Source organism: Halomonas sediminis (genome assembly GCF_044871105.1).
In the GTDB taxonomy this organism is placed as follows: Bacteria; Pseudomonadota; Gammaproteobacteria; order Pseudomonadales; family Halomonadaceae; genus Vreelandella; species Vreelandella zhuhanensis.
Genome location: NZ_CP085246.1, coordinates 1,319,621 through 1,345,328 on the forward strand (window position 1 = coordinate 1,319,621; position 25,708 = coordinate 1,345,328).

Here is a 25,708-nt window from a genome sequence, read left to right on the forward strand (position 1 = left end):
CATGGCGGAACTGATCAAGGTCGAGTATGCCCAGACCGGCAAGAGCTCCAGCAGCGACGCGTTGGGGATGCGCGAGATGCAAGCACGAGCCTACGAAAAGCGCGATAGCCAATATCTGCTTCTCAAAGCGCCTCCGGCATCCGGTAAGTCGCGGGCACTGATGTTCTTGGCCCTGCATAAGCTGAACCATCTTGGGCTTCGTAAGGCCATCGTGGCGGTGCCTGAGATGTCTATTGGTGCGTCATTCAAGAACACTGATCTTACTTCGCACGGTTTCCAGTGGGATTGGCACGTCAACGATCACTATGACCTGTGTCGTGCCGGCAGTGACACTGGCAAGGTAGACACCTTCTGCCGCTTTTTAGCCGACCCGCAAAGCCGCACGTTGGTTTGCACTCATGCCACGCTGCGCTACGCCTTCGCCAAGCTGAAGTCCTCGGACTTCGACAACTGCCTGGTGGCCATCGACGAGTTCCACCACGTCTCTGTCGACGAGAGCAACCGGCTCGGTGGGTTAATCGATAATGTGATGAACGGCTCCAACGCCCACATCGTCGCCATGACCGGCAGCTATTTTCGAGGCGACGCCGCGCCGATCCTGCTGCCCGACGATGAAGCTCGCTTCGACAAGGTAACCTACACCTACTACGAGCAGCTCAACGGATACCGTTATTTGAAGTCCCTGGGCATCGGCTATCACTTCTACCAAGGGCCATACATCAATGCGGTCCACGAAGTCTTGGACCCGGCCAAGAAGACCATCGTCCACATCCCTAACGTCAACAGCGGCGAGAGCACCAAGGACAAGTATGGCGAGGTAGATCACATCCTCGATGCGCTGGGCGATGTCGAGGTGCAGGACAGCCGCACCGGCATCGTTACCGTGCGCCATTCCAGCGGCAAGCTGCTGAAGGTGGCCGATCTGGTGACCGACACCCCCATCCGGCGCGACGTCCAGGAATACCTGCGCAACGTTACCAAGCCCGAGGACGTCGACGTCATCATCGCCCTGGGCATGGCTAAGGAAGGTTTCGACTGGCCCTTCTGCGAGCATGTCTTGACTATCGGTTATCGCAACTCGATGACCGAGATCGTCCAGATTATTGGCCGTGCCACTCGCGACAGCGAAGGCAAGAGCCATGCGCAGTTCACCAACCTGATCGCCGAGCCAAATGCTGACGACGAGGATGTGAAGGTCAGCGTCAACAACTTACTCAAGGCGATTACAGTGTCGTTGCTCATGGAGCAAGTGCTGGCCCCTAGCGTGTCCTTCAAGCCTCGTTCGCGAATGCAGGCGGGGGAGAAGGCCGAACCTGGGACTGTGATCATTGAAGACACCCAGGCGCCGGTCTCCGACAAGGTATTGAGCATCTTGGAGTCAGGGGGGCAAGAGGACATCATCGCAGCACTGCTCCAGAAGCCGGAGGTGGCGGCTGCAGCGGTGACGGAGGCCGTCGAGCCGGAAGTGATCAATGAGGTTGAGCTGCCCAAGGTAATCGAGCGCCTCCATCCGGACCTGGACGATTGTGAGCGCGAGCTGCTGCGTGAGACGGTGCTGACCACCATCGGCGCTCGTGCGACAGGCGGTTTATTCAGCGAAGATGAGCTGCCCGAAGGAGCTGAGATTCACGAGCCAAAACAGGTCTATGGAACCGATGGGGCAGGGCAATCCGTCGATCCGGATGCGGCGCCTGATGGCCGCGACCTCGGTGAGAATGCAGATAACAGCCAGCCCACGGGCACCCGGCAGTTTCTCAAGATCGGTGAGAAGTTCGTCAATATCGAGCATCTCAATATTGACTTGATCAACCAGATTAATCCCTTCCAGGGAGCCTATGAGATCCTCTCCAAAGCGTTGACTGCTTCGGTGCTCAAGACCATTCAGGACACTGTGGTGGGTAACCGCACGCAGATGACCGAGGAAGAAGCGGTGATTCTGTGGCCCAAGATCAACGCTTTTGCCAAGGAGAAGGGCCGTCCGCCCTCGGCGCATAGCGATGATCACATGGAGGTTCGCTACGCAGAAGCGCTGGCTTATATCCAGCGGAAGAAGCGGGAAAAGATGCTGGGAGCTTCTGCATGATTCGCACGCATCGAGATCCATCCAAGCAGCCAACACTAGACGATATCTTCGATGAACCTGATGAACTTGGCCTTCTGAACGTTGCACCAAGGCCAGCTTCTACACCGAGCGCTGATCAGCGCCTTGTCGCGACTCTTCATGGCATTGAAGCGTTCGTGCGTGATTTCGGTCGTGAACCACAGCAGGACGCGGATGACCTGTCAGAAGCCATGCTGGCGGTGCAGCTAGCCGCTCTGCGAGGGAACCCTGAGCATGCAGAACTTCTGGTCGGCTGGGATACCTACGGTCTTCTACGGGCCTCTGAGGATGATCTGGAGTCAGCTAGGCCAGATGGCAGCGCTACAGGCTCGGAGGGGAAGGACTCTGGGGAAGACGAGAAAACTTATCGCATGCCCTCCGATGCAGTGCCTGCTCCAGCTGCGAGAGAGGTGGCTTCGCCTGAAGCTGTCACTTCGCTGGATGATATCTGGGATAGCGACCCCCTTGGACTCCTGGGCGGTGGAGAAGAGAGCGCAGAATCCATCTTCGATCTGACGCATGTGCCCGAGACAAGTGAGCGGGACATGCCTAACGAGATCGCACAGCGCACACATTGTGATGACTTCTACCGTTTCGAGGGCCTGTTTGAGCAGGTGCGTGAGGAGCTGCGCGAAGGAGATGCCGAGGCGGTGCCTTTCCAGAAGGAATCGCAAATCAACGAAGGTGAGGTATTCGTGCTCAACGGCATGCTGTGTATTACCGACCAGGTAGGCACAGAGAGCGTCGGAGCCGGTCGCAAGTTCAATCCCCGTCTTCGCGTTGTGTTTGACAACGGCACCGAGTCCAACCTGCTGCTTCGTTCGCTAGCAAGAGCGCTTTACAAGGACGAGACAGGGCGTCGAATCCTTCGCCCTGACAGCACTTTCGATTCTATGCAGGGCATCACGCATCACGACAAGCGCACCGGGATCATCTACATCCTACGCTCGCTCAGCAACGATCCGGCGCTGAAGGGTATTCGCAACCTCCATAAGATTGGCTACACCGAGAAGGCCCTGGAGAGTCGGCTATCAGGCGCTGAGCGTCAGCAGACCTACCTGGAAGCACCTGTCCAGGTCGTCGCTTCGTTCGACTGCTACAACCTCGATCCGAGGCGGTTCGAGCACCTGGTTCACGCAATGCTTCATCAACAGCGCGTTAATGTCCTGCTGCACAGTCGAGATGGCGGCACTTACCGGCCTCGAGAGTGGTTTGACGTCGAGCTGAATGCCGCACGCGAGACCGTTATGCGGATCGTGGATGGGACGATTGCTCAGTATCGGATAGATAACACGACGGGTCGGTTAATAAAAAAATAAAGCAATAATTACAAGGAGTTGATTATGGGGTGCAATGCATCGAACCATCCGCCAGATTGCCGGTGTGGATGGGGTGGTGATGGCCATAAAGGGAAAAGTCCTGGTGGAAGAAGGGGCTATTATGCTCATCTGCCACAATCTCAGCGAAACATAACTAGTAAGGTCGATACCGCCAATAGATTAACGCGTTGCCCAAAATGCCAAAGCGAGGTTTTTTTCATCAAATATAACGGTGGCTCTATCTGGCTTGATCCACCTCTCGGTCCTCCATGGTATAAGCACGCTTGCTTTGACACAGGCCACTCAACAAGTGGTAGAGGTAGGCTTAAGACAAGTTTTGATGGTCTTGAAAAAGGCTTTGGTTCAACTATTAAAATTGTTGTTGTTGCCTCGTGTGTTTATAATAATTACAGTGGCACAACTAGCTTAAAGGCTCAATTTGATGATAGTGAAACTTACTCTTTCTCAGTGAGGGGTGACGCTAGAATATTTGTTGGTCGCCTGTGTTTTGTCGACCCACCAACTAAAGCTGTTTGGCCCGTAGATGATCATGGAAAGCGTTTATATTACCAAGGTGCTTTTTCGAAACACTTAAGCAGTAGCTTTCCTGTGAATGGCAAAACTTTTAACCAAAAGGTTGCTGAAAATAAAAGCGTTAGCGAAAAAGATGATTTTAAAAATATAAAATGTAAGATTTGTAGTAGCTGGTTAAGAGATCAAAAAAACTATAAGCGGCACTTACGGAAGATTCATGGCGTTATTGAGCTAAGCTTTTTTGGAAAAGCCACTGGATTCTTGGTTTATGATGAAAGTGAATTGAAGAATTTTGAAGGCCTCTATGATAATGAAAGTGAAAGAAATAAAAAGAGTTTTTCAAAAGAAGAGTTGAGTAACAGTGATGAAATTTATTCCTTGATTACTTCTTCGATTAAAGCTAAGTCAGATAATAAAGGATGGGCGAATTTAGCAAATGTTGGTGACTGGATTTACCTACAAGACCCGCTTTTTAAGCCAAAAAATCACGGGTTCAAGAATCTCTCTGGTTTAATTGAATCGCTAGATTATGTTGAGGTGCTCAAGACCCCAGTGAAGAATAATCCTGGACTATTTGTAGTATATGTTAGAAATAAATAGATAAGGAATCGTAAAATCCATCGCGGATGACACGATTACGAAGTGTCGTTTAGACAAAGCCAAGAGTCACCTTGTGTAAGAATGATAGGCGAAATTGATCTGGGATTACGTAATGGCAACTAAAAAGCGCCGGAAAACGAGAACTACGGATGTAGAGCGATTGCACTCTCAGCTCGGTTCGTTGAAGAAGAACTTGCCAAACTGCAAGAGCGAAGAGTCAAGGTCGAGGACAAAGCTAAAAATTCATGAGGTCGAACGTAAGCTGAAGATCGCTAAGGGAAATGTCCAGTCCGGTCTGGCTGGAAGAAGGGTAGGCATCGTTCGGGGAGGTAGTCCAGGGCTTGGGAAGAGAAGGTGAAACCGTAGCCTAGGTATTAGGCTACGATAACAGGGTGTTGAAGCTGTTGGTTTCCATCAGCTTGTGCCGACCAATTTGGTTTCAAACTTCAACGAAGCCAAGGGATTTCGTTGATCCGCCCCATAGTTCGCGGCCGAAGAAAGAGCATACAGGCTTGATTCCTTGACTTCTCAGTTCCTTCGCTAGTGCGGGCAGCATATAGTTGGCCTCGCTATTGTAGCTACATGCGCGCGAATTGGTCGCCAGGAATAGATTGTCATGCTTTCCAGGAATGGATTGGTCAGGCCGGTGGTCTAGCACCTCACCACACCTGCTCGGCATAGAAAACGAGGCGTTCAGCGTTTCGATTCGTTTGATTCCTTAGTCTGTCGGAGCGGGCCGTCTTCCGCTGCTCATGCGCCTCTCTCAGGTTACTGAAGCATATAACGAACCATCCAGTCACCTACCTCACCCGGCTCGTCAGCAGCGATCTTCATCGTGATGGCCGTAAGGTCGCAGAGCGCTTGATCCGACATGGCGTTGAGGTTGTCTAGGCCGACCCACATTTCTTCCCCGTTGGGGTGGGCATCCAGAGCATCTGCCAGACGTTGGCCCATCACCTGATCGAGTATCTGACGCTGAGAGGGGCCAACAGTCTTCACTGATGGGTAGTCACTCAGCTCCGCGATCATTGACTCGCGGAGAGTCCCGAGGTAGCTACGGACCTCTGAGGGAGGGCGAGTCACCAGATAGCCGATTTCCAAGCGGGCTGACTCAGGGGCAGTCAGCTCGTCAAATACGGCGGCGCGACAGAGCGCTGGCGGGCTGTTCTCGAATAGACCCTGGGCGACCTTGAGGTGGATGCGAATCTTGTCGCTATCCAGGCGCAAGATGCCTTTCATGGCCTTCTCTTGGAACCATGCAGCTGAGTAGTGCATGCCGAACTCTCGGGCATCGTTGCGGTTATCCAGGTTCATGGCGGGAATGATTGCCGTCACCTCATCGACAATGGCTTTGACGACGAGATCGTTGCCCCATAGTTTCTCCATGTGGTCTCGATAAACGTCATAGTGGGGAGCCGGAAGGTTAAATTCCTGGAGCGCATTGGAGACCATCTCTTCGCTTTGCAGAACCTTGGTCAGCTCAGCCTTGAATCTTGCTTTATCAAAGGCTTGAGCGACATAGTGACTCTGGAAGTTCAAGGTGCCGCCGGTGTTGCTGTGGGTGACGATAGAACCATCCAACAACACAACGGATGCCAGCAAACATACACCACCGACTGCCTTCCTGAGCTTGACCTTCATGATCCCCTCCCTCTGCGCTTGTGGTTCGCTGTTCATCCAGCGCTGTTGCCACGGTGCCGCTGAATGGTGCCACTTAGGCAACCCTACACGGGTTGTCTAGCTCAACCTAGCTCTGGGGCAAAGAGCGGGGCAGGTGCGGTTCCGGGATCAGCAGGCAGCCTCTCTGTCCGAAGCGATCAACGAGTGCCTGATAGCCCTGACGTATTCGTAGTTCACGGTGATCTGCGGCACCGTGGCAACCGACATTCCGCTGATTGCCGGCAGGTTTATCTTGCGGACATTTAAGTAAGGGACGACGGTCTCCGGTAGCCGGTCTTTGCAGCAGTGCTTGGTAACTTGAGAACGCTCTGATAAAACTGATATTCGATCAAAATGCCAGCTTGACCAGTATCCAGCAGAACAGAATGATCGGCGAGAGCGTGAAGAGCATGACGGTCAGCCTGCCCAGCAAGCCCATGAACTTGTCGAAGCTAGCACAGAGCTTCAGAAGCCACATCGTCGCGTTCTCCAGGTCAATGTCTAGCTCGTGATTACGGCACAGCTGCCTTGAAAGATGGAGCTATCAGTTAGCGTCCACCGTTACTTTTGGGGGTGACTCAATATCGTTGTGGCTGACAAGTTCAGCTTGCCTGTTGCGAGTCGCGAGGTAGCGTTCTATGAAAGACTCCGCGCGTCGTGTAGTTGCTCAGGATCAATAATGTCCCAACTTGATTTGACCCAACGTGAACCGCCGGATTTCAGTATTCGTCGCGTCGCTTACGCTTATACTTGCATGTCAGTGCGTGAGTCTAGCGGAGGTTGAGCATGGCCGAGAAAGAGACGAGTAAACGAGTGGTGACTGCGGTCAAAGAGGAGTATGAGCTTGAAGTGAAGTCTTTCGAAGTCCGGATGTCTGCGGGTGTCAATGTCACGCCGGACTCAGGGTGCTCTTTTATTTCTCTTGATGATCCGCTCTACGATGCCCATTTGCAACTGGAGATCATGTCCACGTGTCTTGGCCCAGCGCGTTTCAAAGGTGACGATTGCAAGGTGATCATGTTTACCTACGACCGAAATGACTGGTCAGAACTGTGCGTTGCCGACGTCCAGAATGAAGACGAACATATGAGTCCCAAATATCTCAAGCGTGGGCGCAGTGCCATCCCTGACTTCGAACCGCCGCACGGTATCGGTGAAGTGTGGCGGAGCAGAAGAATTGATCCCTGGATGGCTCCTATCGGTGTTCCGTTTTTTGTCGTCCAAGAGTTTCGGACGGCCTTGTCGCGAGGACAGGCCCCCCGTCTCTTCCTGGAAGTTCGAAGAACTGGCCGTGAACGACTGATCCAGCGTGTGGCCTACAGCACGCCGGGGCTTTTCGAAGGATGACGCTGTCGAGTATGGCTGATACACAGTATCGGAATCTCTCTTCCGTCAGCCGTGCTTGAAGCAGGCTAAACCGTTCAGCCTGTATCCTGAAAGCTACGAGCTTGTTGACACTCAGCATCTGAGGACCACACGTGGGCGACCGGCTGAAGTGACCCGGAAGTTGCTCTGGGTAGTGGCGAACGATGCTCCGTTGCCGGTGATCCACGTTCATATCCGGTCGCAGCTCACTCATGCCCCAGAGAGCGTCTGTAGTGCACTTTAGTCTTCGAGCATGGGTTTTAGCTATTCCTTGACGCCTACGACGCTCACAGGGGCGTCTACGAACGTTCGGAGGCGTATCAAGCAGGGCAGGGGTAAGTGTGGCCCAATCATCGCTGTCGCTGAGCATGTTGTCGGTGTTGACGAGAGACAGAACAGACGACGGTTTCGTCATCACCGAGATCATGGTGCTATCGTCTGACGCTTTACTGTCAGGCTGGTGGAGCGTGAAGGGTAGCGCTGCCGAGAGTTCTCCAGCATGCTCGGCAATCAGCCGAGAAAGCTCAGACAGCCCCTCCTGTCGGATGAACGCCATGACGTCATCGTCTGTCTCGTCTAGGCCGACCTCCTCAAGCTCCGATGACATGCAGCGTTGCTGATCAAGGAAGGCACCGACCTCCAACATGAGCAGATCGTATTCACGCTCGGTGCGTTGCTGCGCTTTCCACTGTTGACGGGCCAGGAACGACGCTTCCGAGACGGTCCGCTCGTATTCGTGCTCGCTGGGCTCGCGTGACTTGAGTTCCCTGGCCCAAGCAGCTTCATCGGCAAGGACAGCCAGCTCGTAGTCACCCTCCGAAGTCTCGGTAGCCATGAAGTCCTCGACTTCGAGGTAGTCGTCCAGCTCAACGTCGCCGTCTTCATACTGCCAATCATAAGCAGGCGAACTATTTCGGAAGTCTTCCCAGGCCATCAGCTCGTCGACCTCCGACGTCTGCTGCTCGTATTGCAGGTCATCCTCAGGGTCGATCACAGGTATCCAGCCACGGTTCAGGTAGGTCATAGCTTGGTGGAGCGAGTGGAGATTGACCCTTAAATACGTTAGGATTTTATATTTAAAATCAGGCTGTTAATTAAAACATTTAGATATGGTGAACTATATGTTATACGACATTGAAAAGAGTGCAGATAAAATCGTTGAGGTTGCTAAGGATAAATTTATAAAGGCTAATGCCTTGCTTACTCAGAAGAGTCCCCTTGTTGTGCTTTATGGTCCGTCTGGCTCTGGCAAAAAAACCGCTGTAAAGCTTGCGAATAAAAATTTGTCAGAAGAGGGAAAACACTATGCAAGCTACGAGATAAGGAGATTAAGGGATTCCGAAGAGGTATATAAAGTAATAAAGAAGAACCAAGAAGATGGTGCTTGCTACGCGGGTTTTCCGAATATATGTTATACCACTACCTTTCAAGAAGTTGCAGATGGACTTGCAGAAAAAGATGATGTTTCTGTTATAAAGATGGTGCCTCACCAGACACCAATTAGGTAGATCATGGTAATGACATCGGCGAGTCACGCGGTCATTGCTTGCGTTGGATATATAGATGCCCACTTAGAAATAGGTAGGCAGCTAATGTCATAAGCTTCCGATGAAAAGTGGCTCTGCCAAGGGCCTCGCTAAGGTGGTGCCGTCTGTAAGCCCCACGTTGTTGATTAGGGCCGCGCGCCCGGTCACTACCCAATATTCTCAAAGGCTTGCTTAGATGACTTGCTGGTCTGATCGCCCAAACGGTGGCGTGATACCATCCTTCTAGCCTCTTCTGTAGATCGGTAACTTGCACCAGATACGTGTTATCATTCTCTATGTCCAGGGGTAGTGATTTGACGCTCTAAGAAGCTCTTGAAGCGTGATTCGTAATCAGGTATAGCCTTGCTCTATACCCAGATATTATCGAAGCTCACAGGAGCGTTTATGGGCGCTCTGGAGTGATTCAGAGAGTTGTCTGGAAGAGCTTGATGCTAGAGACTTCACCAGCTAGCTGAAGCTGTCTGGCACAAACCGCATATTGCAAATGGTTATGTTATGTCAGACAGCGCAGACAATTATGCCTCGTCAAGGAATTCTGGGTAGAACTGGCTGAGTAGCAGGACTTCCCGAAGGGTCAGATCACCAAGGCGGTGTTTAGCTTTTTGAACTTGCCTGAATAGAGCTCTTCGTTGTTCATAAGAAAACTTTGCTATTTTTTTCAGGTCATTGGGAGCGTATAGCCTGTTACGGCCTGTCTCCATGAAAGGACATGGCTGATTGATATGCTTGCTGAGGTAGTCTGCTGCTCCGACGTTGATCGGACCACCGTTGTATTCTGTATCCCAGCTCATGGAGTTCTTTGCTAGACTTTTGTCCTTCCTGAAGACTTCCTTGAGCAAATCCTTGTCTTCTCTGTGGTAAGCCACAATGCAGTGAGTATGCATCCCGGAGTATGGGTTGGTTAGGAAATCAACTCTTCTCGGATTCCGTTGATAGCCTATGATGCCAAACCAAGCTGCAGGTATTCCCCTATCACTCAACCTCTTGTTAATCAGAAGTTCATACACTCCAGCAATGGATCGTCGATTCTCAGTGGTGCCTATAGATGAAGATTTTTGGACAAGGCGCTGTGCAGCTTCCTGACTGAAGCTCACCATTACCGCTGCAAGCTCACAGTCTGTATGTTCTTCTCTTAGGTTATTCAAGACCGAAAAGTAGGCTCTCAATTCTCTTGATAGATACAGTGAGCCGCACAGCTGCTCCACCAGTTTCTTCTCTTTCCAAGATGGTATAGGTCTGTAGGTTAAAGCATGTAATGGTTGAAGGTCATCGTAGACAGCATAGCGATAAGCCCGAGACCGCGTGGTTGCTGGATTTATGCTGTGTGAGGCATGGTCATTCGGCGTTATAAAAGTTGCATTTTTTCCGGTCTCTTTCGGAATAACAGAGAGCTCGGTGTGATGAGAAGTTTCTTTTTTCCTATCCTGGTCGTTCTGGATGGATGCATCCCTTGTTTCGTGAATCCAATCAGATTCCATTGTATAATTGCCTCGTGATCTTTAATTGCCGACCTCTCATGGGGTCGGCTTTTTTTTGGTTGAAAGTGGCTGTGTGTAAAATGTAAAAATTTGTTAATAATGGCCGCATGTAACGCTGCCCAAGAATTTCGCTGGTTCACAGCGTTCACTTTTTGATCTACTTCTCTCCAGCGCAGCTTGCCAGGATCACTAATGTGATAATGCTTTGATCCAGCTATTTTACTGTGATCTAACTATTTGACCATATAAGGATTGGAGAAAAAGCGATGGGAGCGGTCATTGGTTATGTGAGAGTCAGCACCGACGAACAGGCGACAGGTGCACAGCGGCATCAGATTGAGTCTAAGTATAAGGTTGGGCGTTGGTTTGCCGACGACGCGGTATCAGGGGCGACGAAGGCGGCCAGTCGTGAGGGGTTCGCTAATCTACTGAGCTACATTCGTGAAGGCGATATTTTGGTCGTTTACGCGATTGATCGCCTGGGGCGAGACACCGTCGATGTCTTGGAAACGGTCGAGCGGCTTCAGGCGGAAGGTGTAGCAGTTGTTTCTATAAGGGAAGGGTTCGAGTTGGGAACGCCGGTAGGTAAGGCGATGTTGACGATGCTCGCTGCGATCGGTGAATTAGAGCGAAGCAACATCAAGGCCCGGCAGATGGCCGGTATAACAAAGGCGAGGGCAGAGGGGCGCCGTCTGGGGCGTGAGAAGCGAATCGATGATCAGGCCGTTGCGCTCTGGCGTTGGGAGCACAATGAGACGATCGCCAAGACCGCCGAGCACTTTGGTATCTCAACGCCGTCAGTCAAGCGAGCGTGGCGCAGGGCGAGGGCAGAGGGCTGGCTGAAAGAAAAGAAACCTTCGGCGAAACGAGCTTCATGATTTTGTATGTTTAAAGAAAATATTATCTGCTAAGCGCTCATATCGGCCGTGTGAGCGCTTTTCCTTTGCTGGGGTAAGATAGGGTGTCTTCGGAGTTAAATTGTCACCTGTGCGATTCTAGAGCGATTCGAGTCATTTTATGTTCCATTTACATCGCTGGCTTATTAGTGGTATCAAGCACTATGGTCACCTCGCACACATCAGAATCAAGCGCGTCACGAATGTAATTGATATGTCGTTCAACGATAATCCCTTGGTAGCATGGCTCGGATAAGTTGCCCTGTGCGTCACCCTCGGCATATCCCAAGAAGTCTCCGACTGAGGGCAGATCGGCCAATGAATTAATGTCCCAATATGACCACCGGCTGTTTCGCTGGGCAACCTTGTCGGTTTGAAGAAACTCTACATAAGCGTTGATAATCATGGCATGGCTCTTAAGCAGAAACGGAACAGCCTAAACCACTTGCCCTATAACTCAAACAAATGAACATTCGAAGGTGCCCATCACACAGCCGCTCGCTGTATCTGTTGTTCCAGCCTTAGCTTTCAATGCTGTTCTTCCGTAAATGGTCCTGCCGTTAGCTATGTGAGAGCTATGTATTACATTTGGCAGCAACAAAAACATTACTTGGATGGCCGAGCACTTCAGTATCTCCATGCCGCCTGTGAAAAGCACTTATTGAAAAGCCGAGCCGAATTTTGGCTGGATTTCAGTGAACGATAAGCAGCTTATTCACCTCTATAAGGTTTGGTGTTCAGGGGGTGAACCGAATAGGTAGCAATGCACAGAGCAGTCAAAATTCTTTCTAGGGGTTCTGCGTGAGCTGTTTAACTTTGATGCTCTATACGGGCGCGTCTTGCAGCGTGAGCGCATTTTCTAGTCGAAGGGTAGGTAATGCGAGACTGCTGAAGAAGAGGCTTCCGGGAGGCGCTGCGGGCGTTGTATCAGGTGTTTCTGACTAATGACGGTGAAGCTGTGTTTCACTGGGAACGTCGTATTGAATACCGAGATGTTGCTTACGTCTTAATTCAGGGTCGCAGGTGAATGTGCAGTTATTGGTGTGTCGAGCACAAGTTATGTCGAAATTGATAAGTTCAACTCCGAAATTTTTGGATAATATTTTACTGTTAATATACTGTTTTTATTGGAGTTTTATTATCTTGGGAGTCTTTAAGGCAAAGTTCCCCCTTATGCAAACCGCTCGGTGAGCGGTTTTGCATAAGAGGTATGCCTCCCTAAAAGCCCCTCCAGTTGAAAGATTCGAGTTACCGAACAAGACCCTCGGATGAGGAGTGGTGTCTCTATCAAGACCAGACTCCGAAGATTCTGCATCTCGATTTCACGGTAACTCCAGGGTCTCTCTGGTCCTCAACCACTGGAAAAGGTTCATCCGATCACACCTCGGATTAGGGGTTGACATGGTCAGGCTGCTCAAGCCTCCCTGGATTTATGTAAACCAGGGTTTCGGGTAACCATGCCGCACTACGTCAGAAACACGCTGCGAGGATAAGTGCTTTAGGCTCTCCCCACACCGTTGCGACTCCCGTCTGACGACCCGCGATGTTGCCATCACGAGCATTCCTCGGGCATACCGGGCTGTGTCGCTTTCACTTTACCCGCGAGTGCTGAACCTACTCCAATCGTCGACGAGCTCATGCGCTGAAGTGCTACGGGGAGCAGGGTCTTGCTGTCAGTGCGCCTACGGTTCGACGGTTTCAGTTCATCACTCTCATACTCTCATGGACCCAGCCATACGGGTCACCGACCTGCCCATGAGGAACTCTACTTCACCACATTCTGATTATGCCACGAATGCGAAATATTAACAATGGAGATTTTTTGTCTCCGTGTCGTTTGTGACTGAAAACTCGGCGTTCGTATGAGAGCGAGATTCGATCCTGCCGGAAATATCTTACAGGACGTATCCAACGACGCTATCAACAGCCGGACTGAAGCCGCTAGAGTCAACAATCACACTAGCAAATCGCGACTATCAGTCTCATTAATGCGTCGAAAGAAAGGCTTCTCTCCCTTGAATTGATGGATCAGTTGCGCTTGCTGATTTTTGAGCGTGGCTGTTTTGGAGGGTCTCTGCTTATACTTGGCATGCTGGTAGCGAACGTAGTAGTGAGATCGAAACTCGCGAACCAACGCTGCCGCCCTTCAGTGCATGGGCGCCGGGAGCATAGCACCTGTGGCCAAGGAAATGGGTAGCAGGTCACTACCTCTATGGCGCTCCCTTATCTACTGATATACCCGAGGCTCTAGGCATCACTATACAAGGCGAGCCTTTCCCAATTTGCCATGTTTCGACCCGCGACAATGCCCGCGGCCCCCGATAGCGATATGTAGGCAGAGCCTTTCCCGATTTTTTCGGCAGTGCAAGGTTCGGCGGCGGGACAGTCGCGATGACAAAGGCGGCAATCCCCAGTTACCTGACCTCCCGATCTCGCTAATGTCGTCGGCTTGTATCTGACCTTTGTATTGCCGCAGGTATGTGTGCCCTGAACTCATTCCCCATTTACTGGCATCGTTCGTGAAGCGCTTTTTTTGGTTGCCCATGCCCTGTTCATGTATCCAAAGTCATAGTGATTAATGTGCCACGGTGCAAGGCTTGCCGGCCTCGCTTGCTACCGGTCTACCATGGGACTCACACCGCTAGATGAACGTATCTTTGGAGTATTTTGCCTTTCAGAGCTGCCTGTGGATTCTGATGCGGTTATATGGAAAATATTTCCATTCCATAGAGGTGGCCGGCTACTCTAGATTATTAATTGAACTCTGTTCTTACCGTTGGATGGTTGTTGGTCCTCGGTGGCATGCCGGCCTCAAGCGACTGAAACAACGTAAGATCAGGCGATAGCTTGGACGGAAAGTGACTTAGCCGGTTGAGGTTTTCGCCTGAGCCTACGAGGGGAGTAGACCGTCTCATCCAAGGATCAGACAGGCTGAGGCAGAGTTTTTGTAGTAAATGCCTTATTCCCTCTATTAAACACCTCTCTCCGAAGAACATAGATATACAGATAGACAGAGAGATAGGGCTGAGCCGTGGAGAGTGAAACTAGGCGGGGCGGCGGGAGCCTGACCCTGGCTTGGGCAGGCCAACCTTAATCCTGTGGTGTTCAAAAGTTGCGAGTAACTGGTCCTAATTTGACGCTTCGATCCCTATTCTCGTGCTGATCCGGAGAGTGGATCGCTCGACTGTAGCGTGAGCGTGTCGGAATCGAGCTGGGATATGTCTCTGAGCTGCGTTCTCTTTTGAGCTGTCTAGTTTATCACGTTTGAGCTAGAAAGCGCTTAGACGCGCTTTTAGAGCATTTCCCGCTGAGTGTGGATTTTTTGACGTTGCTGTGACGTATCCGGAGCGCAAACGGAGTGCCGTTAGATTTGTCGGGAAGTCCCAGTGATCCTGCGTTTGAGGTCTGTTTGACAGTGCCTTACAGGGAGATCATCAAGGCTCTTATACTTGGAGGGTAAAGGTCAGAAAAATTGACGTTTCGATTACTGTCTGCAATTGCTATCGAGTGCTTCAAGAGACGGAGACTAGAAATGGGAAGGGGTTCTTGCTTCGATTAAAGCAGCTTTCTGGATCTTTTAACGTTCACTAAGACCGTCGCGGAACTCAGGTGGTAGGGCGCAATGGATAAAAACGAATAACTTTAGTTTTGTCTTCTCTTCATAAATAGACGTTTCTGCCAGAACACTATGAGTCATCATGTTTTTGTGTTGAATGACTTGAAAAAGAGAGTAGATATGGCTGAAAGAGTTGCAGATTTCGTTGTAAGGCGTCAAGCGGAATTGGGCATGACGAACCGGGAGCTTGCAGGTGAAATTAACTACCATAATCCGAATATTATTACGATGATTAGAAAGGGGAGAACCAGGCTTCCGGTTGATAAAGTGGAGCTATTCGCAAATGCACTTGGTGTAGACCCGGTGTGGCTGCTTCGACTCGTGATGCAGGAGTATATCCCTGAGACATTGAAGGTTGTTGAGCAGTGCTTCGGGCCTCTAGCGACGAGCAATGAGCGTTGCGTTCTGGAGGTCTGGCGTCATTCAACAGAGGGAAGTGACCCCGAAGTTGGCGATGACCTGCGTAAGGGGTTCGCGCAGATCTTGAAGCTTGGCAGAAGTGCAGATGCTGGCTAACGTTACTATTAGACCTTGGGTGAAATGCCAGCCCTATAGTAGGGCTGGCTTTGAACATAGCAGGTCAGGTCAGTATGTGTTTCCGCCTTCAAAGCCCATGAAAATTAGTCCACGAAATCCTATTGTTGAAAACTGAGCAGTAAGCTGCCCACTCATGCCGTCTTTGGAGTAATTCTCCATGAAAGTGGTGAACGGCTTATCATCGAGTGCTTCCATATTCGCGCTGTATCCAATTCCGAGATCAACAAAATTGGATAGTGGTCCTGATGGTAGGAGGGCGGTGAATGGGTCAATTTCTTCGTCATCCATGATGGCATTACTTGAAGCAATCTCCCCGCTGAAATGGTCATCCAAGGGGTATTCACAAATGTCGGGAACTTGATTTAACGCCTCTCCAACTTCCCATTCAATGATCAAGTCGGGAGTGAAGCGATCACGCCATTCGAGCTGGATTCCCTGTAGGAATGCATCATTCAGCTCAGCGTTGGCATTGTGGCCAAGCTTGAGAGCGCGATGATCGAAAGTCTGCTGATCGAGAACAAAGAGTGCTTCTTGGAAGTCACCTTCTTCGAATTCTTGCTTCCAAGCATTTTTAAGCGAGGCAAAGCTTTTGAAGCCTAGAGATGCAGCCAGCAGTTCGCGCACATGTCCCACTTTCAACGGGAGCCCGCTGTCGTTGAGATAGCGCTGAATACCATATATTGACTGGCTAATCATAGTCAGGTTAGTCATTACAGACTCCATCACGTGTAGGGCATATTGGTGCAAGTGGAGAACGTTTAAACACTAGCTTTGAGCCCTGGCTAGTGAGATGTCTGGCTACTAACGTATGGTTATCGCTGCCTGAGTGAGCCGTTCACAACTCCGGGAGGCACCCTTACTAAAAAGGCTATCCTTTTCAGTAGAGGTTTGCAAGCATCGTCCAAGGTCTCTGCGAAATGTAGGGATGGTTGTTCGCATTGCATAGTGACTATCCTCAATGCTACCAAGCACTGCGCCTAGATCTAGAGTTGGCCGGTGGATCTCCTCGAACTAACTCCTTGCTATAGTGTGTCGCCTGGGCCTGTGCAGGAACCTGATGTTCAGTCTGCTTTTTGACAGCAATACAATCAGTCTGATGCGGTTAGGATCGGCCAGGACTTGCCTGCCTCTGTAATCAATTAGCTAATATAAATTTTCATGCATCAGTCACTTGGGTGTGACATTTTAGGATTTTCTTGAATGGTCGGTGGTGGTTAAGTTATTGAAATTCCACCGTTGGAAACAGTGTATCTGTTCGAGCCCGACCATTGGGTCAAATGACTTTGGGAGTCAGTAGTCTTAAGTTTTTTCTTCAGGTATTGACCGAGCTGATGCACCACTTGGTCTTGAATGCTTCCCACTGGATCGAATCGAGGTCTACCTCAGGGTAGGTTACTGCTTGCACCATAGCTTTCAGGAACTCCATGTCATGGCCGTGGCCATATCTTGATGTCATGGATGCACTGCCATGCCCGAGTATCCAGCGGATATCTTCGTCGCGGATAGCCTCTCCCCCTGGGAGTTTTCCGCGCCGGGCAGCATCAGCGAACGTATGGCGGAAGGAATGGAACGACACGCTCGAGCCATCCTCTCGCTGATCGGGCCGACAGGCGACGCCACGTCGATCAAGGTATCCATAGCGATAGCGATGCTTCCCGTGTCTGTCTACTCCGTTGGGGCCCCCTTTAAACCACTCAGTGATTTTCTTGCCTTTGGGCTGGGCGCCTCGGCAATACTGGTCGAAGAGTCCAATGGGAGTTGATGGGTGCTTTCGTCTTTCCCGAACATAATCCAGCAAGCCGATGGTAATGAGCGTCGAATGGATGGGCACACGCCGGCGGGAACTCTTTGTCTTCAGCTCTTTTCCACTACTCTCGTTGGAGCTTTCGGTAGTGATATCGAAGAACCAGATACCGTCTTCGTTCTTGATGTCGCCGAGCTCCAGCTGAATGATTTCACCAAGACGAGCCCCGGACAGCAGAGCAATCAATGGCGTCCAGAACTTGGCGGCATCGTAGCCAGGCTCTCTGCTGGTTGGCTTTGGAAAGAAGCCCTCTCCGTAACTTGCTCCGGGGAAGATTTTTTGCAGCTCTCCGGTGCCGAAGGGGTGTTTGTCGACGTCGTTGGTTCCGCGCCTCTGTTTTGTGTCGATGACCTCTGTAGGGTTTGAACTGATCCAGCCATATTTGACTGCGTGGGCAAAAACCTTCTTGAGTGTATGAAGCCGCGTCTTGGTGGCCTGCGCGCCAGTTGTCGGCCTTCCATGCTCCGTCCGGCACATAGCGGCGGCGACTTTAGCATCAACGTTCTTTGGATAGTTGCGACAGTGCTTTTCTGCCTCTCGACAATCGGGAATGCCGATACCCTGAAGGTCCCGTCCTTCGAAGTAGTGCTTCCAGAAGGTGGCGTCACGGGACGCTTTATCATATGTGCTCATCCGGAGTGTGTTGTCGTATTCACGGTCGCGGCGATACTGATCGAGATAGTCATCAGCAGCTTCAGCAAACGGCTTTCGCGTCGACTCTGGGTGACTGGCCTGCTCGGGAGTGGGGGAGGTATCGCTAATGGGACCAAGTCGGCGATCAATGTCATCCATGAAGTCCCTGACTGCGGCCTGATCGATCTTTGGACATCCGGAATCGGATTCGAACACCTGGCCACGGTAGACGCTCTTCACGTAGCGGAAGATCAGTCCGTCTTCCGACATGTCAACGATTGGGTCAGAAGCTACCTGAGGGGGCAGGAAGGCTTGAGATGGCTCTGTGGGGCGTTCTGGGGGCGTTTGAGATGGGCTATTGCTCCGGTTATTTATTCCCCGGAGAAGCTCATTCAGGGCGGCTAGCGCGCCCTGAGAGGTGTTGAAATCGTCCACTGACTGATCATTCCTCAAGGCATCAAAGAAATCCTGGAAGGTCAGCCATATTTTCATTGCACGGCGCTTGGCTGTGGCCTTGCAGGCGGTTCTTAAGCTGTGTCTGACTTCTCGCTTTCCACCGAACTGTCTACGCAGATCTGCCGGTATGACGATCCGTGCATAGAAGGTTGTCTGGTGACGACTTCGAGTCAGGTAACTTCCGTAGGCCATGTGTGGTTCCGAATGTCGCACCGAAGTGTGACACCTTCCACGGCATGAAGCCTTTTAGACTCAATAAGTTATGATTTAGAGGGGCTTAGAATAACCTGGTGCGGATGGGGAGACTCGAACTCCCACGCCTTACGGCACTAGAACCTAAATCTAGCGTGTCTACCAATTCCACCACATCCGCATAATCGAAGCGAATTCTACTGGTTTTAAAGAAAAAGTCAATTTGAAAATGCTGCCTTGGGTAGTGAGTTCGCCGCTATATTTGGCTAAGGTGCTAATATAAGCAAACAGCAACTATAAGCAAAGAGTAAGACGATGGGGCGCTATGCTAGGGAGACCTGATGCACCAGACACTGGCAGGATGCCGGAGCCGCGCAGCAGCTATTCAAGAGTGGTTGAAGGCTCAGCGATGGCAAGAAGCGGCTCAGGGTTGGCTACGACGCAGCTTGCCGGGCTATTGTGAATTTTGCTTGACGGCAACCGCAGCAGGATCGCCTTGGTGTCAGGCGTGCTATCGAGGACTGGCCTGGAATCACACCGCTTGCTACCAATGTGCCGAACCCCTAGGGCCAAATATAAGCGTTGGCACATCGAGTTTTCGACGCCGCTGCGGGCATTGTCTGCTATCAGCACCACAATTCGACACTGCCGATGTGCCCTTGTTGTATCAGGGCGCTGTGGGTGCCTTGCTCAAGGCCTTCAAGTTCCAGGCGTCTCCGCGTGCGGGAAATTTGCTCCTTGAGCTTTTCTTGAGTGGTCGAAAGGAGGGAGGCTTGCCCGATGCCTTGTTGCCTGTTCCCTTGCACATGAGCCGGGCACGCGAGCGAGGCTTCAACCAAGCGGCGTGGTTGGCAGAGAAATTAGCCGGTGAGTATTGCTTGCCTTTGATCCATGCTGAGCGCCTGCACAGCACCCAGAGTCAGCGTGCCTTCAATCGGCGGCAACGTTTCAAGAATTTGCAGGGGGCATTTTATCTTGAGGCGCCGCTTCCGTTGCATGTAACGATTGTCGATGACGTGATGACGACCGGCGCCACGGTCAATGCGCTGGCAGCCGCTGCCAAGCAAGCCGGTGCCGAGCGAGTCGATGTGTGGGCAATTGCTCGAACACCCTTGCAGCAGGCCTGATACGATAGAGCAATTAGCACAGGATAGGCTGACGGATAATGTCTCAAGTAATTCATCCTTTTGGCGAGCTTTCGCCCGAGTATGTCATGGCCGCTGCCGAGTCAGTGGGTATATGGCCGGAAAGAGAGCCGTTCGCACTGAACAGTTACGAAAATCGTGTGTTGTTGTTTCGTGATGAAAAAGGACAGGGCTGGGTGATCAAGTTCTACCGTCCCCAGCGCTGGAGCGACGCCTGTATCCAGGAAGAGCATGATTTTCTGCTGGAGCTGGCAGCGGCAGGGGTTTCGGTAGCAGCTCCCTGGAAAGATGAGCAAGGCCGCACCTTGCATCATTTTCGAACGTTTCGATTTGCCTTGTTCGCTCAGAAAGTTGGCCAGGCGCCGGAATTGGATAACCCTGCTCATCTCTATGCCTTGGGGGAGCTCTTGGGGAGCTTGCACCAGGTCTCCCGACGCAAACGTTTTCAGTACCGGCCGGTACTCGACCTGGATAGCCAGGTTATCGAGGCCCAGCAACGGGTACTTGCCAGTGACTGGCTGGGGCGTCATCAGCGCCGTGCCTATGAGACCATTACCAATAATTTACATAATGTGCTGAAGGATATTGCCTGGCCTGCCGACCAATTGATTCGCTGTCATGGCGATTGCCACCTGGGCAATATTCTCGGACGGGGCGAAGATTTTACCTTGGTGGATTTCGATGATTGCCTGATGGGGCCAGCCATACAGGATATATGGATGTTGTTGCCTATCGGCGACCCGGCAGAGTGGCGCGCCCAATTGAGTGAAATGGCGGAAGGATATGAACAGGCTGGTGAATTTCCGCATGGCCAATTGGCACTGATCGAACCCCTGCGCAGTCTCCGCTTGATTCGTCACAGTGCCTGGCTGGTTTCACGCTGGTCTGACCCGGCTTTTCCGGCAGCGTTTCCTTGGTTGGCTGACAGTGGCTATTGGGATCAGCATATTCGCCAATTGGAACAGCAGCGGCTGGTGCTCGATCGACACCAGCCGTGGTTGGCTTGAGGAGGCTTGGCGGTTATTCGGCGTCTGGGTCACCAAGCGCTTCAATAGCTGTTTCAGGAGAGGGACTGTCGGCGGGGATCGGGTTAGCCACACCGGTACCATCAGCTTGGCGCCGTTCTTGATTGATTTTGGCGGAAACGTTTTCTTGTGCCTCGATTGCTACATCCTCGGATAAGTGCAGGAGAAAGCCTTGGCCAGGTTTTAACGTACAGCCATTATCGCCACAGGGCAGAGCATAGCGCCCGTCTTCTGCATAGGCAGCGGCACTGATTTCTCCCGAAAAAATCTCACTCTCGTTGGACGTCGCTTTGATGCAGGTGACGTCTTGCGTGGTGATACGCACCCGCTGGTTTTCAAAGCGTGCATTTGCCACTAGCACACAATAATCTGGAAGTGTGTGTGAGGTCCCGGCAACTTCCGCAGGATGCAGCAATATTTCGTTGTGTTCGGGCGTAGATGCACTCAGGCTCAGAGTATTGATGACTTCAACGCCAATCCGAGCATCGCTGGGCAATGTTAACGTCGCTCCTGCGGCATTCAAGGGCAAGGCAAGCAGTGAAACGCTCAGAGCGGATAACCAGAGGGAAGGAGATATTGGCATCATGACGGACTCTCGATAGTGAAACCTGTATCTAAGCTGCACAAAGATCAATGAACGCAAGCTTAGTGTATGCAAAATAATGATAGCACAGGCCAAGTCGATGGGGCTGCCATGGCGCGGCACTCTGCCACAGACAGGTAAGGTGCGTTAGAATAATCAGAAGAACACTGTTTTATTATACAATAATAAATTAAGGTATAGTTATTGTATGGTAAAAAAATGAGTGGTGCTCGCATGAAGCACCGCCTGACACAGCATTACCTATGCCGATTGCAGTGAACCGGGCTAAATGGTTCATTGTGTCGCAGCGTAATCCCAAGAGGCCCGACATGACCGATGAACTTGCCCACCACTATCGCCATATCATTGCGGGGTTGGGAGAAAATCCTGACCGGGAGGGCTTGAGAGAGACCCCCAAACGAGCTGCCAAGGCAATGCAGTTTCTCAACGCTGGTTATCATCAGTCACTCGAGCAAATCGTCAATGGAGCAGTATTTGCCTCCCAGACCGATGAAATGGTGCTGGTAAAAGATATTGAGTTGTACTCCATGTGTGAGCACCATCTGTTGCCCTTTATTGGAAAATGTCACATTGCTTACTTGCCTGATGGCAAGGTGCTGGGACTCTCCAAGTTTGCGCGAATCGTCGACATGTTCGCTCGGCGCATGCAGATCCAAGAAAATCTTACCCGCGAGATTGCCGAAGCTGTTCAGCAAGTGACACAAGGAAGAGGGGTCGCTGTGGTCATCGAAGCGCGTCATCTATGCATGATGATGCGCGGCGTGGAAAAGCAAAACTCAAGCATGACCTCCTCGGTGATGTTGGGTGCTTTTCGTGATGACCAGGCAACGCGTCACGAATTCCTCATGTTGGTGAATTGAGGGTGGAATAGGGCTGGGTGTCGGGCCATGCTGTAAAGCAGAACTTGGTTCAACACCGGTTTTCGTCTTAGCATGAGAAGACCAATTTGCCGTTAGGCCTCAACCCGGCCAGGAGTTTTTCATGGAAGCCCTCAAGGAAACACAGCTATATTGCCCCTTTGCCTATATAGACGGCAGTTGGGTAGCCGCTGACAGCGGCGAGCAGATCAACGTGCTCAACCCGGCCACCGGTGAGCAGGTGGGAGATGTTCCTCGCTTGGGCCGGGCGGAAACCGAGCGAGCTATTGCCGCAGCGAATGCCGCCCTGCCTGCCTGGAGGGGATTGACTGCGCAAGAACGTGCCGACATGTTGCTGAAATGGCATGACCTGATGCTGGAACACCAGCAGGATCTTGCCATGTTGATGACCTTTGAGCAGGGTAAGCCTCTCAAGGAGGCTGCGGGGGAGATTGCCTATGCGGCCAGTTTCCTGCGCTGGTTTGCCGAAGAAGGCCGGCGTGTGTATGGCGAAACCGTGCCAGCGGCCAATCCCAATCAGCGCATTGTGGTGACCAAGCAAGCGGTAGGAGTGGTGGGGGCGATCACTCCCTGGAACTTCCCTGCGGCGATGATAACGCGCAAAGCAGGCGCGGCCTTGGCCGCGGGTTGCACCATTGTGGTCAAACCGGCCAGCCAGACTCCGTTTTCCGCAACCGCGCTTGCGTATCTTGCTGAACGGGCAGGCATTCCTCGCGGCGTCTTCAATGTGGTGCCGGGAAAGGCGAGCGAAATAGCCCAGGCATTAACGGAGTCACCGTTAGTTCGCAAGATCACTTTCACCGGTTCCACTGAAGTCGGTCGTAAATTGATGGCTCAAGCTTCGCAGCATATCCAGAAAATTTCGCTGGAACTGGGCGGCAATGCGCCTTTTATCGTTTTTGAAGATGCTGACCTGGATGCCGCAGTGGAAGGCGCAATGGCCGCTAAATTCCGTAATGCAGGGCAAACCTGCGTCTGTACCAACCGCTTTCTGGTGCAGTCGAGCGTGGTGAATGCATTCTGTGAGAAACTCGCCGTCGCCATGAACAGCGAATTGAAAGTCGGTGATGGCACGCAATCCGGTGTCAACATTGGCCCGCTAATCGATGAAGACGGCGTGAAGAAGGTCAGTGAGCATGTTCAGGATGCGGTCGATCGCGGGGCCGAGCTGTTGCTGGGCGGCCATCCTCATCCTTTGGGCGGGAATTTCTTCACCCCCACGCTGGTCAGCTTTGCCACCTCTGACATGAAAGTGGCCAAGGAGGAAACATTCGGTCCCTTGGCGGCAGTTTTTCCTTTTGATGACGAAGAAACGGCCGTGGAAATGGCCAACGATACTCAGTTTGGCCTGGCCTCGTATTTTTACTCTCGGGACATGGCACGCGTATGGCGTGTGGCAGAAGCGTTGGAATACGGCATGGTGGGTATCAATACCGGCTTGATTTCCAATGCGGCGGCGCCTTTCGGTGGGGTCAAGGCATCGGGCTTGGGCCGTGAAGGCGGCCATCAAGGTCTGGAGGAATATCTGGAAACCAAGTACATGTGCATCGATCTGGGCTAGTCAAAGGTTCTTGTTTCTAGAAAATTCTTGTTCAAGAGATTTTGGTTCAAACACCTTGCCCATAAAAAACCTCCCGTCGCGTGCTCGACGGGAGGTTTTTAGGTCCGCTTACTTGAGTGGCGAAAATGTCTTGATAGCAAAAATTGCTTAATGGCGGAAATGACGCATGCCGGTGAAGACCATGGCAATACCCGCTTCGTTGGCGGCGTCGATGACTTCCCGGTCACGCATGGAACCCCCCGGCTGGATGACCGCTGTAATGCCGGCAGCGGCAGCGGCATCGATGCCATCGCGGAAGGGGAAGAAAGCATCACTCGCCATCACGGAGCCGGGTACCGACAAGCCCTCGTCGGCGGCCTTGATGCCCGCGATCTTCGCAGAGTAGACGCGACTCATCTGTCCGGCACCGACACCGATGGTTTGACCGTTCATGGCATAGACAATTGCATTGGACTTGACGAATTTGGCTACCCGCCAGGCAAATGCCAGGTCGCGGAGTTCCTGCTCGGTGGGTGCGCGCTGGCTGACCACGGTGAGTTCTTCCCGGGTGACCATGCCCACATCACGTTCCTGTACCAGCAAGCCGCCATTGACTCGCTTGAAGTCCAGTCCAGCTTGCTGAGTGCCTGGCCAGTGAGCACTGACATCCAGTAAGCGCACGTTCTTCTTTTCCGCCACGATGCTTGCGGCTTCTTGCGAGACCCCCGGGGCAATAATCACTTCCACGAACTGGCGATCGACAATCGCCCGGGCTGTGTCGGCATCCAGTGGCACATTGAAAGCGATAATGCCGCCAAAGGCACTGGTGGGGTCGGTGGCAAATGCCTTGTCATAGGCATCCAGCGCCGTATTGCCTACTGCAACGCCACAAGGATTGGCATGCTTGACGATCACGCAAGCAGTGTCGTTGAACGCCTTGACGCACTCAAACGCTGCATCGGTGTCCGCTACATTGTTGAATGACAAGGGCTTGCCTTGCAGGATTTCGGCGGTTGCCACGCTCGGCGCTTGAGCGTTTTCATCGACATAAAAAGCGGCGCGCTGGTGGGGGTTTTCTCCGTAGCGCATGGTCTGCTTTTTATGTAGCTGCATGTTAAAGGTGCGAGGAAAGTTTTCTTCGCCCTCGGCGACTCGGCGGCCCAGATAGTCTGCAATGGCACCATCATAACCGGCGGTATGCTCGAAAGCCTTGACCGCTAGATCAAAGCGCGTTGCATCGCTGACGCTGCCATCCAGAGCGGCAAGCTCGCCCAGTACGCGGGCATAGTCACCTGTATTTACCACAATCGTCGTGTAAGCGTGATTCTTGGCACAGGCGCGGACCATGGTAGGTCCACCGATATCGATGTTTTCGATGGCGTCTTCCAGACTGCAGTCTGGCTTGGCCACGGTATCGGCAAAGGGATACAGGTTCACCACGACCATATCAATCGGGACGATATCGTTCTCGGCCATCACGGCATCGTCCTGGCCGCGACGAGCCAGAATGCCGCCGTGAATTTTGGGATGCAGGGTTTTGACTCGGCCATCCATGATTTCCGGAAAACCGGTATGCTCGGAAACTTCCTTTACCGCAATACCCTGCTGTTGCAGCAAGCGGAAGGTGCCGCCGGTAGATAGCAATTCAATACCACGCTCGCTCAATCCGCGAGCGAATTCCACAATGCCGTTTTTGTCGGAGACGCTGATCAGGGCGCGGCGAACAGGAGATGGGGTGGTTTCAGCCATGAAGGTGCTCGTGTGAGACGATGAAAGAAA

At 52.0% G+C, this 25,708-nt stretch carries 19 protein-coding genes, 1 tRNA gene and 1 pseudogene; 11 read left to right on the top strand and 10 right to left on the bottom strand.

What is annotated here, in order from left to right; translation table 11 throughout:
- Position 1: 1 nt before the first annotated feature.
- The 3 genes from LG290_RS06410 to LG290_RS06420 are packed head-to-tail and all read left to right on the top strand — an operon-like array spanning position 2 to position 4,554.
- The gene (locus LG290_RS06410; protein ID WP_499836706.1) at positions 2-2,083 is read left to right on the top strand and encodes a DEAD/DEAH box helicase; all 2,082 of its coding nucleotides are present in this window, start codon (positions 2-4) and stop codon (positions 2,081-2,083) included.
- On the top strand, positions 2,080-3,420 hold the full coding sequence (locus LG290_RS06415; protein ID WP_499836707.1) for a GIY-YIG nuclease family protein: 1,341 nt from the start codon (positions 2,080-2,082) through the stop codon (positions 3,418-3,420). Before LG290_RS06410 ends, LG290_RS06415 begins: the two co-directional genes overlap by 4 nt.
- Before the next feature lie 24 nt (positions 3,421-3,444).
- Complete coding sequence (locus LG290_RS06420) at positions 3,445-4,554, top strand: OST-HTH/LOTUS domain-containing protein (RefSeq protein WP_499836708.1); 1,110 nt, start codon at positions 3,445-3,447, stop codon at positions 4,552-4,554.
- Positions 4,555-5,322: 768 nt separating this feature from the next.
- On the opposite strand, the gene LG290_RS06425 is transcribed toward LG290_RS06420, so the two are convergent.
- Together LG290_RS06425 and LG290_RS06430 are read right to left on the bottom strand one after the other, a co-directional pair.
- Positions 5,323-6,195: a hypothetical protein gene (locus LG290_RS06425; protein ID WP_499836709.1), complete on the bottom strand. Its 873-nt coding sequence runs from the start codon at positions 6,193-6,195 to the stop codon at positions 5,323-5,325.
- A gap of 367 nt (positions 6,196-6,562) precedes the next feature.
- Positions 6,563-6,691 (bottom strand): hypothetical protein, encoded by a 129-nt coding sequence (locus tag LG290_RS06430; RefSeq protein ID WP_499836710.1) that lies wholly within the window; start codon positions 6,689-6,691, stop codon positions 6,563-6,565.
- A gap of 308 nt (positions 6,692-6,999) precedes the next feature.
- On the opposite strand from LG290_RS06430, the gene LG290_RS06435 reads away from it, so the two are divergent.
- Positions 7,000-7,560: a hypothetical protein gene (locus LG290_RS06435; protein WP_499836711.1), complete on the top strand. Its 561-nt coding sequence runs from the start codon at positions 7,000-7,002 to the stop codon at positions 7,558-7,560.
- A 1,139-nt stretch (positions 7,561-8,699) separates the two neighbouring features.
- A complete protein-coding gene (locus LG290_RS06440) occupies positions 8,700-9,086 on the top strand; it encodes a hypothetical protein (RefSeq protein WP_499836712.1) in 387 nt (128 codons plus the stop codon).
- A gap of 554 nt (positions 9,087-9,640) precedes the next feature.
- On the opposite strand, the gene LG290_RS06445 is transcribed toward LG290_RS06440, so the two are convergent.
- Positions 9,641-10,603, bottom strand: a complete 963-nt coding sequence (locus LG290_RS06445) for a hypothetical protein (RefSeq protein ID WP_499836713.1) — start codon at positions 10,601-10,603, stop codon at positions 9,641-9,643.
- Between the two features lie 266 nt (positions 10,604-10,869).
- On the opposite strand from LG290_RS06445, the gene LG290_RS06450 reads away from it, so the two are divergent.
- Positions 10,870-11,481, top strand: a complete 612-nt coding sequence (locus LG290_RS06450) for a recombinase family protein (protein WP_499836714.1) — start codon at positions 10,870-10,872, stop codon at positions 11,479-11,481.
- 148 nt (positions 11,482-11,629) lie between these two features.
- On the opposite strand, the gene LG290_RS06455 is transcribed toward LG290_RS06450, so the two are convergent.
- Positions 11,630-11,905, bottom strand: coding sequence for a hypothetical protein (locus LG290_RS06455; RefSeq protein ID WP_499836715.1), 276 nt, complete (start codon positions 11,903-11,905; stop codon positions 11,630-11,632).
- 3,330 nt (positions 11,906-15,235) lie between these two features.
- Here LG290_RS06455 and LG290_RS06460 point away from each other — a divergent pair.
- Positions 15,236-15,631 carry a helix-turn-helix domain-containing protein gene (locus LG290_RS06460; protein WP_499836716.1) on the top strand — a complete coding sequence of 132 codons (396 nt, stop codon included), beginning with the start codon at positions 15,236-15,238 and terminating at the stop codon, positions 15,629-15,631.
- Between the two features lie 69 nt (positions 15,632-15,700).
- Here LG290_RS06460 and LG290_RS06465 read toward each other — a convergent pair whose 3' ends face one another.
- The 4 genes and pseudogenes from LG290_RS06465 to LG290_RS06480 all read right to left on the bottom strand — a co-directional run bounded on the left by LG290_RS06465 (position 15,701) and on the right by LG290_RS06480 (position 18,918).
- Positions 15,701-16,363, bottom strand: coding sequence for a hypothetical protein (locus LG290_RS06465; protein ID WP_499836717.1), 663 nt, complete (start codon positions 16,361-16,363; stop codon positions 15,701-15,703).
- Between the two features lie 601 nt (positions 16,364-16,964).
- Positions 16,965-18,581, bottom strand: coding sequence for a hypothetical protein (locus tag LG290_RS06470; RefSeq protein WP_499837135.1), 1,617 nt, complete (start codon positions 18,579-18,581; stop codon positions 16,965-16,967).
- A 12-nt stretch (positions 18,582-18,593) separates the two neighbouring features.
- Positions 18,594-18,737 (bottom strand): annotated as a pseudogene (locus tag LG290_RS06475) (DUF6538 domain-containing protein); the annotation flags it as partial.
- Positions 18,738-18,833: 96 nt separating this feature from the next.
- Positions 18,834-18,918 (bottom strand) — tRNA-Leu (locus tag LG290_RS06480).
- 592 nt (positions 18,919-19,510) lie between these two features.
- Between LG290_RS06480 and LG290_RS06485 the strand changes: the two genes are divergently transcribed.
- Both LG290_RS06485 and LG290_RS06490 read left to right on the top strand, forming a co-directional pair.
- Entirely contained in the window at positions 19,511-19,864 is a 354-nt protein-coding gene (locus LG290_RS06485; RefSeq protein ID WP_499836718.1) for a ComF family protein, read from the top strand.
- A gap of 38 nt (positions 19,865-19,902) precedes the next feature.
- Entirely contained in the window at positions 19,903-20,889 is a 987-nt protein-coding gene (locus LG290_RS06490; RefSeq protein WP_499836719.1) for a serine/threonine protein kinase, read from the top strand.
- Positions 20,890-20,902: 13 nt separating this feature from the next.
- Here the strand turns inward: LG290_RS06490 and LG290_RS06495 are convergent, their stop codons facing one another.
- Entirely contained in the window at positions 20,903-21,493 is a 591-nt protein-coding gene (locus LG290_RS06495) for a hypothetical protein (RefSeq protein WP_499836720.1), read from the bottom strand.
- 326 nt (positions 21,494-21,819) lie between these two features.
- Between LG290_RS06495 and folE the strand changes: the two genes are divergently transcribed.
- Complete coding sequence (gene folE, locus LG290_RS06500; protein ID WP_160416956.1) at positions 21,820-22,371, top strand: GTP cyclohydrolase I FolE; 552 nt, start codon at positions 21,820-21,822, stop codon at positions 22,369-22,371.
- Positions 22,372-22,492: 121 nt separating this feature from the next.
- Positions 22,493-23,950 carry an NAD-dependent succinate-semialdehyde dehydrogenase gene (locus LG290_RS06505; protein ID WP_160416955.1) on the top strand — a complete coding sequence of 486 codons (1,458 nt, stop codon included), beginning with the start codon at positions 22,493-22,495 and terminating at the stop codon, positions 23,948-23,950.
- Between the two features lie 147 nt (positions 23,951-24,097).
- Here the strand turns inward: LG290_RS06505 and purH are convergent, their stop codons facing one another.
- Entirely contained in the window at positions 24,098-25,678 is a 1,581-nt protein-coding gene (purH, locus tag LG290_RS06510; protein WP_499836721.1) for a bifunctional phosphoribosylaminoimidazolecarboxamide formyltransferase/IMP cyclohydrolase, read from the bottom strand.
- Positions 25,679-25,708: the final 30 nt, after the last annotated feature.